At 40.0% G+C, this 14,797-nt stretch carries 13 protein-coding genes; 6 read left to right on the top strand and 7 right to left on the bottom strand.

Annotated features, from left to right (window positions below; all coding sequences use genetic code 11):
- Position 1: 1 nt before the first annotated feature.
- Positions 2 to 1,417, top strand: a complete 1,416-nt coding sequence (locus PTET_RS09180) for an FAD-dependent oxidoreductase (protein ID WP_096038520.1) — start codon at positions 2 to 4, stop codon at positions 1,415 to 1,417.
- 222 nt (positions 1,418 to 1,639) lie between these two features.
- Here the strand turns inward: PTET_RS09180 and PTET_RS09175 are convergent, their stop codons facing one another.
- The 4 genes from PTET_RS09175 to nadK all read right to left on the bottom strand — a co-directional run bounded on the left by PTET_RS09175 (position 1,640) and on the right by nadK (position 5,472).
- Positions 1,640 to 1,957, bottom strand: a complete 318-nt coding sequence (locus tag PTET_RS09175; protein WP_013465170.1) for a hypothetical protein — start codon at positions 1,955 to 1,957, stop codon at positions 1,640 to 1,642.
- A 48-nt stretch (positions 1,958 to 2,005) separates the two neighbouring features.
- Positions 2,006 to 3,679: a DNA repair protein RecN gene (gene recN, locus PTET_RS09170; RefSeq protein ID WP_096038519.1), complete on the bottom strand. Its 1,674-nt coding sequence runs from the start codon at positions 3,677 to 3,679 to the stop codon at positions 2,006 to 2,008.
- Between the two features lie 75 nt (positions 3,680 to 3,754).
- Complete coding sequence (locus PTET_RS09165) at positions 3,755 to 4,312, bottom strand: hypothetical protein (protein WP_013465168.1); 558 nt, start codon at positions 4,310 to 4,312, stop codon at positions 3,755 to 3,757.
- A gap of 275 nt (positions 4,313 to 4,587) precedes the next feature.
- On the bottom strand, positions 4,588 to 5,472 hold the full coding sequence (nadK, locus tag PTET_RS09160) for an NAD(+) kinase (RefSeq protein ID WP_024602951.1): 885 nt from the start codon (positions 5,470 to 5,472) through the stop codon (positions 4,588 to 4,590).
- Between the two features lie 339 nt (positions 5,473 to 5,811).
- Here nadK and PTET_RS09155 point away from each other — a divergent pair, with 339 nt between their 5' ends.
- The gene (locus tag PTET_RS09155; protein ID WP_096038518.1) at positions 5,812 to 6,777 is read left to right on the top strand and encodes an HrcA family transcriptional regulator; all 966 of its coding nucleotides are present in this window, start codon (positions 5,812 to 5,814) and stop codon (positions 6,775 to 6,777) included.
- A 58-nt stretch (positions 6,778 to 6,835) separates the two neighbouring features.
- Complete coding sequence (gene grpE, locus PTET_RS09150; protein ID WP_013465165.1) at positions 6,836 to 7,447, top strand: nucleotide exchange factor GrpE; 612 nt, start codon at positions 6,836 to 6,838, stop codon at positions 7,445 to 7,447.
- A 27-nt stretch (positions 7,448 to 7,474) separates the two neighbouring features.
- Here grpE and PTET_RS09145 read toward each other — a convergent pair whose 3' ends face one another.
- On the bottom strand, positions 7,475 to 8,674 hold the full coding sequence (locus PTET_RS09145; RefSeq protein ID WP_013465163.1) for a Bcr/CflA family efflux MFS transporter: 1,200 nt from the start codon (positions 8,672 to 8,674) through the stop codon (positions 7,475 to 7,477).
- Between the two features lie 170 nt (positions 8,675 to 8,844).
- On the opposite strand from PTET_RS09145, the gene PTET_RS09140 reads away from it, so the two are divergent.
- Positions 8,845 to 9,642, top strand: coding sequence for a M48 family metallopeptidase (locus PTET_RS09140; protein ID WP_013465162.1), 798 nt, complete (start codon positions 8,845 to 8,847; stop codon positions 9,640 to 9,642).
- A 66-nt stretch (positions 9,643 to 9,708) separates the two neighbouring features.
- Here the strand turns inward: PTET_RS09140 and PTET_RS09135 are convergent, their stop codons facing one another.
- Both PTET_RS09135 and PTET_RS09130 read right to left on the bottom strand, forming a co-directional pair.
- A complete protein-coding gene (locus PTET_RS09135; RefSeq protein WP_024602952.1) occupies positions 9,709 to 10,497 on the bottom strand; it encodes a nucleoside-binding outer membrane protein in 789 nt (262 codons plus the stop codon).
- A gap of 118 nt (positions 10,498 to 10,615) precedes the next feature.
- A complete protein-coding gene (locus tag PTET_RS09130; RefSeq protein ID WP_096038517.1) occupies positions 10,616 to 11,929 on the bottom strand; it encodes a Na+/H+ antiporter NhaC family protein in 1,314 nt (437 codons plus the stop codon).
- 571 nt (positions 11,930 to 12,500) lie between these two features.
- Between PTET_RS09130 and dapB the strand changes: the two genes are divergently transcribed.
- Both dapB and carA read left to right on the top strand, forming a co-directional pair.
- Positions 12,501 to 13,298 carry a 4-hydroxy-tetrahydrodipicolinate reductase gene (dapB, locus tag PTET_RS09125; RefSeq protein WP_008463955.1) on the top strand — a complete coding sequence of 266 codons (798 nt, stop codon included), beginning with the start codon at positions 12,501 to 12,503 and terminating at the stop codon, positions 13,296 to 13,298.
- 362 nt (positions 13,299 to 13,660) lie between these two features.
- Positions 13,661 to 14,797, top strand: a complete 1,137-nt coding sequence (carA, locus tag PTET_RS09120; protein ID WP_096038516.1) for a glutamine-hydrolyzing carbamoyl-phosphate synthase small subunit — start codon at positions 13,661 to 13,663, stop codon at positions 14,795 to 14,797.

The raw sequence follows: 14,797 nt of genomic DNA, 5'->3' as shown, positions 1-14,797 counted from the left end.
TATGAGCGAAAATGTATATCAATTTATAGACGTGCAGCGTGTAGATCCACGCAAAAAACCAATCTCGTCGCGTAAAAAATCGTTCGTAGAAATTTATGAACCCTTTTCAGAAAATCAGGTTAATTCACAAGCGGATCGTTGCCTTGATTGTGGTAACCCTTATTGTGAGTGGAAATGTCCAGTACATAATTATATTCCACAATGGTTAAAACTGATCCGTACAGGGCGCATTTTAGAGGCCGCGGAGCTATCGCACCGTACTAACAGTTTGCCAGAAGTGTGTGGACGAGTATGCCCGCAAGACCGCTTATGCGAAGGCTCATGTACATTAGATGAAGAGTTTGGTGCAGTAACAATCGGTAATATTGAAAAATACATCACCGACACCGCGTTTAAAATGGGCTGGAAACCAGACATGTCCTATGTAACATGGACTGATAAAAAAGTTGCCATTATTGGCGCAGGGCCTGCGGGCTTGGGCTGTGCTGATATTTTAGTGCGTAATGGCGTTAAGCCTGTGGTATTTGACCGTCACCCTGAAATTGGTGGGCTGTTAACCTTTGGTATTCCTTCTTTTAAATTAGAAAAAGAAGTCATGCAAAAACGTCGCGAAATATTTACCGAAATGGGTGTTGAATTTAAGCTTAATGTCGAAGTAGGTAAAGACATTAGCATGGATGAAATACTTAATGAGTATGACGCCGTATTCTTGGGAGTGGGGACTTATCAGAGTATGCGAGCGGGGCTTGAGAACGAAGATGCGCCGGGGGTGCATGATGCCCTGCCATTTTTAATTGGTAACACTAACCGTGTTATGGGTTACGATGAGTCTAAACAAGCCTGCATTGATATGGCAAACCAAAAAGTAGTGGTACTAGGTGGTGGCGATACAGCAATGGACTGTGTGCGTACCTCTATTCGTCATAACGCGTTAAAAGTAACGTGTGCTTATCGTCGTGATGAAGAGAACATGCCTGGTTCAAAACGCGAAGTAAAAAATGCCAAAGAAGAGGGCGTAATTTTTACTTATAACGTTCAGCCTAAAGGGATTGTACTTGATGAAAAAGGCGCTGTAGCCGGTGTTAAAATGGTAAAAACTCAGCTTGGCGAGGCAGATGAAAACGGCCGCCGTCGCGCTGAGGAAGTACCGGGTTCAGAGCATATTATTGAAGCCACACAAGTGATTATGGCATTTGGTTTTAAGCCACATAAAATGGATTGGTTAGAGCAGTACGACGTAGAAATTAACCACTGGGGTGGTATTAATGCACCCGAGCAAGGTGAATTTACACATCAAACCACTAATCCTAAAATATTTGCTGGAGGCGATATTGTTCGTGGTTCAGACTTAGTGGTCACCGCTATATTTGAGGGGCGTAACGCTGCAGAAGGCATTATGGATTATTTAAAAGTGTAAATAATGCTTTTGTTAGAATGGAGTCAAAAGCAAACCTTCGGGTTTGCTTTTTTTATTTCCTCAGTTTTACAAACAAAGGTAAATATTTATGGTTCCATAGTCGGTGTTTAAGGTCTACAAAAAGGGACGTAGGTTTTGACCTAGCTATTTACAATTATAAGATTTTACAAATAAAAAAGCCCGCAATACATAGATTGTGGGCTTTTTTAAACGCGCTGTTAGTTAATCCATCGAGAAGTGATCTAGGCTCGGTTTCACTCTGGCTTGTCGGCGTTTCACACTTTTATAGCAAATAACGTTACAAACAAGCTGTAGGCCAATAACTAACCAACTTAGTGTTATTAAGCCACTAATAGCTGTGCTGCTAAAAACTAACATAACAGCAATAACAATATGTACAATTAATGCTACATTTAAAAAGCGATATAAGCTCTGCTTAAATTGTGTATGTTTAAACTTACTAAAAACAGCCAAAAGTATACTGACAATCAGTAGCAGCCAGTTAATTGCTAAGCCAAAATAAATGACCGTCGTTTGCATTAATGTATCCTCACCGTATCAAGGTAACGCACTATAAAGCGATTCACTTTATCCGTGCGCTTTTATAAGCTCTTTTGCATTTGCTTTAGCTGTTTTGCTAATGTTATCACCACCCAGTAATCGAGCAATCTCATTTACTCGACCATCTTTATTCAACGCCAGCATATGCGTAAATGTTTCACCGTCTGCAATTTCTTTGGCAACAAAAAACTGCTGATGAGCGCTACTGGCCACTTGCGGTAAATGGGTCACACAAATTACTTGCGTAGACTTACCTAGTTGGCGCAGTAGTTTACCAACAGCAGCAGCTGTTGGGCCAGAAATACCAACATCCACTTCATCAAAAATAAGCGTAGGGGTCGTGACTTTTTGCGCAATAATAACCTGAATAGCTAAACTAATGCGTGATAGCTCACCACCAGAGGCTACTTTTGCTAAAGGTTGCAATGGTTGCCCTGGGTTTGTTGATACTAAAAACGAAACATTATCAAAGCCTAAGCTATTTGGAGCGCGATCGTTTTGTGCAGTCAATGCTATTTCAAATACGCCATTTTCCATAGATAGATTAGCCATGCTTTCGCTGATCAATCCATTTAATGTATTCGCATACTGGTGGCGACTTGCACTTAATTGTTCACTGGCGTTTTGATAATCCTCAAGGGCATGTTCAATTTCACCTTCAAGTTGCTCAAGACGTGAGCTGTTATTACTTATCGACTCAAGCTCTTGTGCAATAGTTTGATGAAATCCAACAAGCTCTTGGGGTTTTATATGGTGTTTTCTGGCTAAGTCCATTGCACCACTGAGTCTGTTTTCTACTTCAGTTAATCGCTGAGGATCCAAGTCGGCTTGTTCAGTGTAATTACGTACTTCTCGGCTTGCTTCTTCAACTTGAACAGCGGCTTCTGATAATAATGTTGCCACACTGGCTAAGCTTTCATCATACTGTGCAAGTTCAGTAAATTGTTGGGCGCTGTGCTGTAAAATGGAACACGCATTTTGTTCATCATTTTCATATAAATGCTGCAACTCGCGCTGGCAGACTTGCAATATAGTTTGGCTATTGCTGAGTTTATAATGTTCGGCTTCTATTTGCTCAAATTCATCTGCCTGTAATGCAAATTCATCAAGCTCTGCGACTTGATACTCCAATAGTTGCTTTTGTGCGGCTTGTTGCTGTTGCTGTTGTTCTAGCTGTTTAAATTCTTTTTGTAAGTCAGCAAATTGTTTATAACACTGGCTTACAGCATTAACAAGATTATGATGGCCTGCATATGCATCGAGTAATTGTAGCTGATGCTCTGCCTTTAATAGGTGCTGGTGCGCATGTTGACCATGAATAGAAATTAAATATTGGCCTAGCTCTTTTAGTTGTGCAGCGGTAACTGGGCTGCCATTAATGTAGCTTTTACTGCGACCATTTTTACAAACAACTCGACGAAGTAAACATTCGTTGTCGTCGTTATTAAGCATGTTCTCTTCTAAAAAAGCATGAGCGAGTGGTAAATTGCTTAAATCAAATTGTGCACTTACCTCTGCTTTATCAGTACCTGGGCGCACAGCAGACGCTTCTGCTCGCTCTCCAAGACACAATGATAATGCATCAATGGCGATTGATTTACCTGCTCCCGTTTCACCGGTGATAGCGGTCATACCCGAATGCCATTCTGTGCTTAAATTACTTACGATTGCAAAATTTTTAATTTCTAAACCAATTAACATACTGTTCATCCATCCAGTGAATTAACTGTTAATTTATACAGTGTTTTGGTTTTTTGCAAATTAAATTTCTATATTTTAAGCAAGGCTGGACTCAATTAATGTTTTTTTTTCTTCATCAATAGGGAGGTTTTCATCGTTAAGGTCAATACTATCAACTGGTTGCGCTATGTCTTCAGTTTTTAACTTTAAAATTAGCGTAGGAAGGACTTCTTGATAAAAGTTTTTATTATATAAAATACCTTGAGCTGGTAACTCTGCTATAAAATATTGAGTGGTATCGGAAAAAGCTTGGCTGTTATTATTTTTATAGGTTTTTATTAGTTCTTCGTTAAGTATATTAATAAGTAAATCGCATAGCGACTCTAGCTTGTTTAAATTTTCATCAGTGTGTGGCTGTACTACAAAAAAATTACTGACAACGGCTTGAATTCGAGGAAGGTGTTTAGCACTAATGACTTTTGCATCAAGTAACTCGTTAAGTTTTATTTTTAAACGTGATTGAGTACTTGCAACGCGCTCGTTAAACAGCTTTTTCTTTGCTTCAATAGTCTTTTTACGATTACTTTCAATGAGTAAGTAACTGCCAAGTAAAGTAATTAACAATAATAAAGCAAGAAATACTACATAAGTCATTGCTACAATTTCCTGATGGTGATGATTAATAATCTAGCCCGATATTTTGCTCTAAAGTTGCATGTTTGGCAATAACTGAGAGATTGTTTATATTTTGGGGTGAAACATGCGCACTTAAAGAGACTCAGCCTTGCCTACCTGTTTAGAGGCAAGGGATATGAGCATGCGCAGTAGTTTTAATCGCTTTTTACTTTGCCCACTCGATTAACTATCTCTTGCTGCGATTACATCGCCCCTCAATTAAACAACTCTCAGTCCTAAAAGCTCAACCGTTTTTAGTATAAACGGCTACCCCAGTTTAACTTCTTACGAAGCACATTATAATAAGAGTAATTTTTTGGGTGAATTAATCGTAATTTTCTATCTGCTTTGCGAATAACGACCTCATCACCGGGTAATACGGCAAGTACAACATGGCTGTCGCAACTTACCTGTAAGCTATCGGTATTTTCTAAACTAAGCTTTAAACGTACTTCGTTATCGGCATCTACCACTAAAGGGCGGCTTGATAAAGTATGCGGGAACATAGGAACCAATGACATGGCGTTGAGTTCTGGGGTTAAAATAGGGCCGCCGCCCGATAAAGAGTAGGCAGTTGAACCTGTTGGAGTCGATACAATTAACCCATCAGAGCGTTGTGAGAATACAAAATCATCGTTAATAAATGCTTCAAACTCAATCATGTGTGCTACTTTATCAGCATGAAGCACCGCTTCGTTTACTGCCGAATTAGCGCTTTTAAGTTCGTTATGACGGTACACTTCTACTTCTAATAAAAAACGTTTTTCTTCAATGTAATCGCCACTGAGTACTTGTTCTAAACTGCCTTCAAATCCTTCTGGATTTAAATCGGTTAAAAAGCCTAAATTGCCTCTGTTTACACCGATTACCGCAATATCAAAACGAGCGAGTACTCTTGCAGCGCCAAGCATATTGCCATCACCACCAACCACAATGGCTAAATCGGCGCGCGCTCCCAAATCAACGAGTTTTACGAGCTTGTCCTCAGGTACATCACTAAGTTGACCTCCCGTGCGTTTTTCAACAATCACCTCAAAGCCTAAAGCTAATAAAAACGTATGTAATCGTTGTAACGTAGCGGCTGCATTAGGATGATTTGGCTTACCAATCAAGCCAATAGTGTTAAAGGGAGAGTCCATAATATATACACTGAAAGTTTCGGTATTAGTAGAGTAACCTAAAACAGAAGTGTTTGAAAACACAGATCTTAGGGTCTGTTGGCCTTTCAATGCGAAACAGACACTGACTGAAGGGTTTTGACTAGAGGCGATTAACTTTTTGTTATTCGGTTTTCACTTAGGCCACTAGGTTATAAACCTCGTATCGCGATTAAATCGCCCCTAGTTTGAACAAATTTTAATCCGCAAAAATAACAGAGCTTAATAGTGACTAATTGATTTAATTAATTCACTGTAAAATTTAGATTTATTAAATTTCTTATACTTGAAATAATAATACCTAGCCCCGATATAACAGTCATGCGTATAGATGTAGATAACATGAAACTAAATCCTCGAGACCAGCAAATTTTTGCCGCTGTTATGAGCCTGTACTGTAATGGTGATGGCTTACCTGTGCCTTCAACAAAAATTGCAAAACAAAAAGGTATGGCGGTGTGTTCTGCCACTGTTCGCAACGCGATGGCACGCCTTGAAAAAATAGGCTTATTGTATTCACCACATACATCTGCTGGGCGAGTCCCTACCAATGATGGCTTTGAGTATTGGTTTGATGAGTTTTTTACTTTGGATGCTATTGCTAATTACTGGCAACCTGAGCAGGCTGAGTTAGTCGAATTGGCACATGGCTTGAGTCAACGTTACCAAGTATGCTGTTGTGTGGGGCTACCTCAAGTTAGAACTCAACAGGTATTTAGAGTAGAAGTACTCGACTTTGACGCAAATAACTGGCTTATCTTACTTTTAGACAGAGCAGGGCAAAGCCATAATATTTGCATTAACAAGCCTGATGATCCTAGTGACGGCCAACGCTACGAGTTTGCCACTTGGCTTAACACTGTATTTAGCCAGCAAACGCTCATTGAAGGGCTATACAGAATGCAGGCAATGGCAAATACGGCACCGCGTAATTGTCATGACTCTTTAACTCAATGGACGCGTGAACTAAGCCAAAAATTAGGCTCAGATAACAGTATCGTGGTGGGCGAAAACTACCTTTATAAAAAAATAGATTGCGAGCAAAGTCTTAATATTGGTGTTTCATTTTTAAATTTTGTGGAAGATAAGCTCGCATTTAAAAATGGGGTCTCAATTCTCAGTGCTGAAAACTTACCTTTTAGCACCTGTGATGATCTCATTGTGATCACTGTGCCGTACTTTCAAAATCAGGAATATCAAAGTCGTTTTTGTGTTATTTGTCCGAAATCAGCGCAATTAGAGAAAATAATCCAAGAATTTAAATTATTAGAGCCATCGGGCTCTTGAATCTTTTTATTCAATCCCCATAATTACCGCAGTTGTAAAGAATTGGAGCGTATATTTTATGTCTGAGCAGACACAAAACCCAGAGCAAGAAGTAGAATTGAACGAAGAAGTGGCGCAAATGGAAGCCGACGTTGAGGCTGCAGTAGAAGCAGCAGAACAACACGCCGAGCAAGAGCAAAGCCCTGAAGCAGAAATTGCAATGTTATATGCTGAGTTAGAAGCGGCAAAACAAACTATTGCAGATCAAAAAGATAGCGTCGTTCGCGCTGCTGCTGACGTTGACAATATGCGTCGTCGTGCTGCACAAGATGTTGAGAAAGCGCACAAATTTGCACTTGAAAAATTTGCTAACGAATTACTTCCTGTTATAGACAACTTAGAGCGTGCTATTGAGTTCTCTGATAAAGAAAATGAAACGCTTAAGCCTTTGTTAGAAGGTATTGATATGACAGTAAAAAGCTTTAACGATGCAGTGGCTAAATTTGGCGTTGAAATTGTAAACCCACAAGGTGAGCAGTTTAACCCAGATTTTCATCAAGCAATGTCGATTCAGCCAAGTAATGATGTGACGCCTAATACTGTGTTAGCAGTAATGCAAAAAGGTTACACATTAAACGGTCGTTTATTACGTCCTGCAATGGTTATGGTATCTAAAGCAGCTGATGCTTAATTAAGTATACAATTAAAAAATGCCTCATTATGAGGCATTTTTTTTGTCTTTAAAATAATGAACTAACTGCACTAGGATAGTGAGTACAACTGCGCTGAACATTAAACTTGAAAATGGAACTGCACTTTGTGCATGCATTACCGCTAATATAGGGCCTACTAATGCGCCACTACCAAAACGTAAGGTGCCAATAACCGCCGTTGCAGTCCCTGTATTTTGCTCAAATTTCATCAAAATCAATGAATCTGCGTTACTTGCTATTATACCTAGGCTCATCATCAACGGAGCAATAGCCGCAACAATAAAGTAAAGTGACAAGTTTAATACGCTAAAGCTAAGTAATGCTGCGCCAGAGATAAAGCCACACATTAAGCCATAATAAAGCATTTTGCGTGAGCCAATACGTGGCACTACGCGAGTATTTAAAAAATTACCAAACATCAACGCCATTACATTAAAAGCGAATAACAGGCCAAACAATTGTTCTGATACTTTAAATAGGTCGAGGTAAATATAAGGGACGGACGTTAAAAAGCAAAAAAAGCCAAACGACACAAACATCGAGCTTAAAATATCGGCGCGGGCGTGCGTATTACTTAATACCACTTTATAACTTGAGAAGAATAATGCTAATCCTTTTCGCTCATTTTTAAATATTGGAATATCGATTAAGTAACGTTGCACAAAAAGTAAAATAACAAAGCTATAGGTCGCTAAAACAATAAAAATAGTCGACCATACCGAAAAGCCTAAAATGACCGAGCCGATAGAGGGGGCAAGTAACGGTGCTATCATCATAATCATAGACACGTAAGACATACCTTTAGCAGTATTTTTTTGATATATATGCCTAATGATCCCAGGGACGACAACCGTAGCGGCCGCGCCTGTAAATGCCTGTACAGCTCTTAACAGCCAAAAAGTATGCACTTCAGTGGTAAATGCTAACGCCAGTGAACTTAAGCCAAATAAACTGAGACCTATCCGTGCCAGTTTACGCCTGCCAATTTGATCGGCTATGGGGCCAAAAAATAACATGCCCAATGCATAACCCGCTAAGTATATACTCAACGATATTTGAACATTTGGCATGCTGGTATTGAGATCATTGGCAATCACCAGCATCGCCGGTAAATACATATCAATGGCTAAAGGCGTGATCGCGACAATACTGGCTAATAAAGGCAATAAAATACGGGTATTAAAAGAAGAAGCCGAAGCGCTCATTTAAAAACTCAAAACAACGAATATAGGCCCAGCATTATAGCAGGGCAATAGCCTTGGATAAACTTAGTTTGCCTGCTAACTTAATTGTTTAATTGCAAAAAGCAAAGATTTTAAACTAACACCGCGTTTGCTATTCTATACTTAGTAACAAACTTTTTTAGGGTAACACAATGAAAAAATTGGTTTTGGTAGTTCTAGCCAGTGCAGTATTAGCAGGTTGTAAAACATCACCAACTGGGCGAACGCAAATTGCGCTTTACTCAGATCAACAAATGACTCAAATGGGTACTGCCAGTTTTGCAGAGATGAAAAAAACGCAGCCGATAAATAAAGATCCAAAAGTAAACAGTTACGTCAATTGCATTGCTGAAAAAGTAGTGGCCGTGCTTCCTACAGAATATGCATCTCAAAATTGGGAAGTGGTGGTATTTGAAGATGAATCTGCAAACGCCTTTGCATTGCCTGGCGGTTATATTGGTGTACATACGGGGCTCTTAAAAATAGCCACAAATCAAGATCAGGTTGCCACTGTTTTAGGTCATGAAGTTGGACACGTGATTGCTGAGCATTCAAATGAACGGGTCTCACAAAGTTCTATTTTACAAACGGGTATGCAGCTGGGCAATGCGGCGCTTGAAATGGGTAACGTGCAATACCGTAATGAAATTATGCAAGGCCTTGGTTTAGGCGCTCAATATGGTGTGGTTTTACCCTTTAGTCGCTCACATGAGTCAGAGGCAGATACAATTGGTTTAGATCTTATGGCGCAAGCAGGGTTTAATCCCAAAGAGTCTGTAACACTTTGGCAAAATATGAGCCAAGCGGGCAGTGGGGCTACGCCAGAGTTTTTATCAACTCACCCAGCACCAACGAGCCGTATTGCAAATTTACAATCGCAAATGAGTAAAGCGCTTAGCGAGCAAAAAACAGCTAAAGCACAAGGTAAAAATCCGCAGTGTAAGTTGTGATCAGCCATAAAAAAACCTGTCTAATGACAGGTTTTATTTTTTATAATTAAAACATTCAATTATATATTAGAAAGTCCACTCTAAATGAACTTGCGGTACTGATTCACTAACATCAGTACCAAATTTATTGTGCCAGTATTGCCATTCCATACCTAACAGTAAGGTATTTTCTTTCATTTCTAGCGCATGTCCCATATCCCATACAATAATAGGTTGGGCTAAAAACCAAGCACGCACATCGTTACCAAACTCATCTTTTCGTTCAGCAATGTACTCTGCATGTCCTTTTACGTTAAACTTTTGCGAGCCAATCATGAACGGGTAATCAAAGGCTACATCAAACATCCAGCTGTTAGTTTCAATGGGTGCACCGCCTTTTGCAACGCCTTCGCTATCATCAATGTATGCACTGATAAGGGTTGAAAAGAAATTAAAACCAGGCACATCCCAGCTTAATTTTACGCCTGGTAAATATTTAACTACTTTGGCATCGCCTGCAGCATTAATACCCATGGTTAGGCCAACATCAACAAGCGCCCCTGACGCTACTTTTTCGTCCATTACCGCAGATAAACTAAGGGTAGAGTAACCTTCAAAGTAAAAGTCTTGATCTTGAAAGCCATCATCGTTGCTGTCGGTACTGTAATCAATAAAGAAAAAGTTATCGCCATAATCATGCCCAGAAGCATGCTCAATTGAGTACACCGTGGTATTAGATTTTTGTTCAGTAAATGGGTTTTTGTGGTTGCCGTTATTAATATGAAGCGCCGTATTGCTCCAATTAGCAGCGGTAGCTGTTGAACTTAATGCACACGCACTTAGTGCAACGAGAGGAAGTAAGTTTTTAATTTTCATAACCATATTTTATGTGACACGCTGAATATCACATTATAGCAAACACGGTTAATTTGTTAATTATTTATTGTGATAAACAGTGCATTAGCACGCAGCTAATACACTGTAAAAAGGGAGATTATGCTTTATTGCGGCGCAAACAAATAACAGCAATAGCAGTAAAGGCTAAAATAAAGCAGTAGTAAGATGAGGTTGAAACATCCCACGGGCTAATTTTAAATGTAGCACCGAGTAATAATGCTTGCGCGCCATAAGGTAAAGACCCTTGGGTAACACAGGCAAAAATATCTAATAAACTGGCAGAACGTTTACCACTAATTTCGCCATCATCAGCCAGTTTTTTAGCAATAGGGCCTGTCACAATAATAGACACGGTATTATTGGCAATACACATATTACTGGTTACAACTAATGCCGCGATCCCTAACTGATCGGCTACTTTACGGTGCCATTTGGCAATAACTTTAGTAATAGCTTGAATTTTTTGAGCGATATAGTCGAGGCCGCCATTAATACGAATAAACTCAGAGAGGCCACCAATAAACATAGACAGTAAAAATATTTCCTGCATTTCACTAAAGCCTTTGTAAATATCTTTTACAAAGCTTGCACCTTCATAGCTGCCGGTAAAGCCCATTAATGCGGCAAACACAATACCGCTTAACAGCACTACAAACACATTAAAGCCCATTACCGCCAGGACTAAAATAAAGGCATAAGGAAGTACTAATAAAATATCGTAGTCTTTGGTATCAACTACTTGTGCTGCAGGCGTTAAAAATAATAGCAATGCAATAGTGAGTATGGCGGCCGGAACAGCAATTTTAAGGTTTTCTTTAAACTTATCTTTCATTTCACAGCCTTGCGTACGCGTAGCAGCAATCGTGGTGTCAGAAATTATTGATAAGTTATCACCAAACATAGCACCAGATACAATGGTACCGGCCATTAAAGCAGGATCAATTCCTGTTTTAATAGATACTGCATAGGCAATTGGGCCAATAGCACCAATAGTTCCCATTGATGTGCCCATAGCAGTAGAAATAACCGCCGCTATTAAAAACAAACCAGGTAGTAGTAACGAAGGGGGAATAAGTGAAAGTCCGGCATTAACAACCGCATCTACACCGCCGGTAGCACCAGCAACCGCCGAAAAAGCACCCGCTAGTAAGTAAATAAGACACATGGTAATAATATTGTTATTACCTACGCCCTTTATAAAGGTTTCTACGCTTTGGTTGATGTTGGTTTTATTTAAAATAAAGGCTAAAACAATCGCGGGTAAAATAGCGACTGGTGCTGGGAGTTGATAAAACGCGTAATCAACCCCTTGAGATTGTAAATATAAGCCTGAGCCTAAAAAAATAGCAACAAAGGTGAGTAGGGGAAGCAAAGAAAATCTTGCTTTATTTTTATCAAATGATGGCTGCATCATAATCCTCGTTAATTATTCATAGCAATCGAAGTCGATTGATATATTAAACAGCCAAAGCATCCCTCTTTTAGCTGAATTTAGTTGTTTGTTTTACTATCTAACCAGATAAGTAATCCAACAGCGCCCGCAAGCCAAAGACCAAATCGGCGCAAAAAAAGAAGTTTAAATGTATAGATGGCTAAATGCAAAGACTATCTGTTATTATTATGAGGGTCTGTTGATCTTTCAAGGTTAAATTTGCAGCAGTCTGTTTGGTATTTAGGCAAGGCAGAGCCTATGTGGTGTGGTTGTTCCCCATAAATAGGCGATAACTCAGCATCAATGCCAAACAGGCGCTGCCCGAAGGGTTCTGCCTAGGGGCGATTTACTCTTTGTTGCTCGGTTTTTACTTAGCCCACTAGGTTACAAACCTCGCGCCACGATTAAATCGCTCCTAGTTTGAACAAATTTTAATCCGCAAAGGTCAACAGACCCTAAAATAATCGAAGCTTTTTTATAAGCTTTCCTGACTATTACATGAGTTTTAGATAAAATCTAGCTAACTAAAAAATACATAGGTTGTAAAAAGATGAATCGAGTAGGTGTGTTTGGTGCGAATGGCCGTATGGGACTGGCACTTGTAGAAGCAGCAACAATCAATAAAAATTCACAATTAGCGGCGGCCTATGTGCGCAGTCAGTCACCGTTATTAGACCTGCCCGTTAATCAGCTTAATAGCGCAGCGGCAAAAGAGATTAAGTTTAGCAGTGAACAGCAGGTTGAAAATGTAGATGTGCTTATAGACTTTACTTTGCCTGAAGGCATGAGAAATCATTTAAAAACAGCCGTTGAGCAAAAAACACCTATGGTAATTGGCACCACCGGCTTAACTCATGACGATATGGCGCTATTAACGGATGCCGCTAAACATATTCCGATTGTATTTGCGCGTAATTATAGCGTGGGCGTAAATTTACTGCTTAACTTAGTGCAAACGGCAGCGACAAAACTAGGCGATGATTTAGATATAGAAATTTTTGAAGCACATCATCGTCATAAAATTGATGCGCCATCGGGCACTGCACTTGCCATTGGCGAGTCGATTGCTCAGGCAAAAGGATGGGATCATGATGAGGTTGCCGTTTATGATCGCAACAACATAGAGCAGGCCAAATCACAAAATGAAATTGGTTATTCGGTGCTAAGAGGCGGTGATATAGTAGGTGAACACACGGCCTACTTCGCTACAATGGGCGAAAGACTTGAATTAACCCATAAAGCAAGTTCGCGAATGACCTTCGCGCTAGGTGCTATAAGAGCTGCGCAGTGGTTGAAAAATAAACCTGCAGGACTTTATGATATGCAAGATGTGCTAGATTTAAAGTAGTTAAGTTCCTTTTTTAACGCTTTGGAGTGGTTTTTTGCTATAACCACTTATTTATTACAATTTACTAATTAGCGTTAGACCTAAAAGCCAACTTCATGTAGAATGCAGCCAATTTGCCAAAAATTACTAAATGCGTGTTTCCAATTATACTCATATGGTTAGCAAAACCGGGGTTTGTGTGGGAATGAAAAGAGTTTTAGGCAAGAAAAATGAATGAAGGTTTAGTGGTTTACATCGGCATCATTTAAGACTGCGTAAAACAATTTAAGCTCACAGAAATCAGGTTTTGACCAATTATCTGAGTATTGGCGGGGTGTTAAGCAATTTGCTTACTCCCGTTTTTTACTGTTAGGAGGTTTAACTTGACTAAATCCGCTCTGTTAGTCCTAGAAGACGGCACAGTGTTTCGCGGTACTGCAATCGGCGCTGACGGCATGTCAGTCGGTGAAGTAGTATTCAATACGTCTATGACTGGTTATCAAGAAATTTTGACTGATCCATCGTACGCGGAACAAATCGTAACTTTGACGTACCCACATATCGGTAATACGGGTACCAACAGCGAAGACGAAGAAGCGAGTCACATTTGGGCTAAAGGCCTAGTGATCCGTGATTTGCCACTGCTAGCGAGTAATTTTCGTAACGAGCAATCGTTAGATGATTACTTAAAAGAACGTAATATTTTAGGTATTGCGGACATCGACACCAGAAAACTAACCCGTATTTTGCGTGATAAAGGCGCACAAAATGGCTGTATCATTGCCGGTGACGAACTAGACGAGAAAAAAGCGCTTGAAGCTGCGCAAGCCTTCCCAGGCTTAAAAGGCATGGATTTAGCAAAAGTTGTCTCAACCAAGGAAAATTTTGAGTGGCGCGAATCAAGCTGGACATTAGGCGAAGGGTTTAAAACCTTACACGCTGACGATGAAAAGTTTCATGTTGTTGCCTACGACTTCGGTGTTAAACGTAATATTTTACGTATGCTTGTAGATCGTGGTTGTAAACTAACGGTTGTACCCGCACAAACCTCTGCCGCTGACGTACTAGCCTTAAACCCTGATGGTATTTTCTTATCAAATGGCCCTGGCGATCCTGAGCCATGTACTTATGCCATTGATGCAATTAAAACCTTTTTAGAAACCGATACGCCAATTTTTGGTATTTGTTTAGGGCATCAACTATTAGCGCTTGCCTCAGGTGCTAAAACAGTAAAAATGAAGTTTGGCCACCATGGTGGTAACCACCCAGTTAAAGATCTTGAGCGCGATGTCGTAATGATCACCGCACAAAACCATGGTTTTGCTGCAGATGAAGCCACATTACCAGATAACCTACGTGCAACGCATAAATCGTTATTTGACGGCACATTGCAAGGTATTCACCGTACAGATAAACCAGCATTTAGCTTCCAAGGTCACCCTGAAGCGAGTCCTGGTCCGCACGATGCAGCCCCATTATTTGACCACTTCATCGATTTGATGCAAGCGCGTAACCACTAA

The sequence above is a fragment of the Pseudoalteromonas tetraodonis genome, assembly GCF_002310835.1.
GTDB lineage: Bacteria > Pseudomonadota > Gammaproteobacteria > Enterobacterales > Alteromonadaceae > Pseudoalteromonas > Pseudoalteromonas tetraodonis.
Note: the sequence above shows the minus strand (reverse complement) of the source record. Positions and strands in the feature narration are given on the sequence as shown.

Bases quoted from the DNA above. Each gene is read 5' to 3' on its own strand.
- PTET_RS09180 (WP_096038520.1), top strand. From the start codon at position 2: ATGAGCGAAAATGTATATCAATTTATAGACGTGCAGCGTGTAGATCCA.
- PTET_RS09175 (WP_013465170.1), bottom strand. From the start codon at position 1,957: ATGCAAACGACGGTCATTTATTTTGGCTTAGCAATTAACTGGCTGCTA.
- recN (WP_096038519.1), bottom strand. From the start codon at position 3,679: ATGTTAATTGGTTTAGAAATTAAAAATTTTGCAATCGTAAGTAATTTA.
- PTET_RS09165 (WP_013465168.1), bottom strand. From the start codon at position 4,312: ATGACTTATGTAGTATTTCTTGCTTTATTATTGTTAATTACTTTACTT.
- nadK (WP_024602951.1), bottom strand. From the start codon at position 5,472: ATGGACTCTCCCTTTAACACTATTGGCTTGATTGGTAAGCCAAATCAT.
- PTET_RS09155 (WP_096038518.1), top strand. From the start codon at position 5,812: ATGCGTATAGATGTAGATAACATGAAACTAAATCCTCGAGACCAGCAA.
- grpE (WP_013465165.1), top strand. From the start codon at position 6,836: ATGTCTGAGCAGACACAAAACCCAGAGCAAGAAGTAGAATTGAACGAA.
- PTET_RS09145 (WP_013465163.1), bottom strand. From the start codon at position 8,674: ATGAGCGCTTCGGCTTCTTCTTTTAATACCCGTATTTTATTGCCTTTA.
- PTET_RS09140 (WP_013465162.1), top strand. From the start codon at position 8,845: ATGAAAAAATTGGTTTTGGTAGTTCTAGCCAGTGCAGTATTAGCAGGT.
- PTET_RS09135 (WP_024602952.1), bottom strand. From the start codon at position 10,497: ATGAAAATTAAAAACTTACTTCCTCTCGTTGCACTAAGTGCGTGTGCA.
- PTET_RS09130 (WP_096038517.1), bottom strand. From the start codon at position 11,929: ATGCAGCCATCATTTGATAAAAATAAAGCAAGATTTTCTTTGCTTCCC.
- dapB (WP_008463955.1), top strand. From the start codon at position 12,501: ATGAATCGAGTAGGTGTGTTTGGTGCGAATGGCCGTATGGGACTGGCA.